The organism is Aequorivita sediminis, from assembly GCF_032080575.2.
Classification (GTDB): domain Bacteria; phylum Bacteroidota; class Bacteroidia; order Flavobacteriales; family Flavobacteriaceae; genus Aequorivita; species Aequorivita sediminis.
Window position 1 is genome coordinate 1 of record NZ_JAVLSO020000040.1, and the last position, 598, is coordinate 598.

Sequence of the window (598 nt, forward strand, 5' to 3'; positions counted from 1 at the left end):
GGTTTCAATTCCAATTAAGTTGAGCCCTACAAGAATCGCTCTTGTTTATCTCAGCACAAAGCTTAGCAAACCATGACAATTAAAATTGCATTGCTCTATATTCTTATATCAGTTCAACTCCAACTTCAACTTCAACTTCGACTTCGACTTCGATTTCAATTTCGATTTCGTTGAGCCCTACAAGGATCGCTCATGTTTATCTCAGCACTAAGCTTAGCAAACCATGACAATTAAAATTGCATTGCTCTATATTCTTATATCAGTTCAACTTCAACTTCGACTTCGGCTTCGGTTTCAATTCCAATTAAGTTGAGCCCTACAAGAATCGCTCTTGTTTATCTCAGCACAAAGCTCAGCAAACCATGACAATTAAAATTGCATTGCTATTTATCCATATATCAGTTCAACTTCAACTTCGACTTCAACTTCGACTTCGACTTCGACTTCAACTTCAACTTCAACTTCGACTTCGACTTCGACTTCGGCTTCGGCTTCGGCTTCGGCTTCGACTTCGACTTCGGTTTCAATTCCAATTAAGTTGAGCCCTACAAGAATCGCTCTTGTTTATCTCAGCACAAAGCTTAGCAAACCATGACAA

1 protein-coding gene is annotated in these 598 nt (G+C 39.1%); it reads left to right on the plus strand.

The features are described 5' to 3' along the window. Positions 1–375 precede the first annotated feature (375 nt). Positions 376–537: a hypothetical protein gene (locus RT250_RS13530; protein WP_313115421.1), complete on the plus strand. Its 162-nt coding sequence runs from the start codon at positions 376–378 to the stop codon at positions 535–537. Positions 538–598 lie beyond the last annotated feature (61 nt).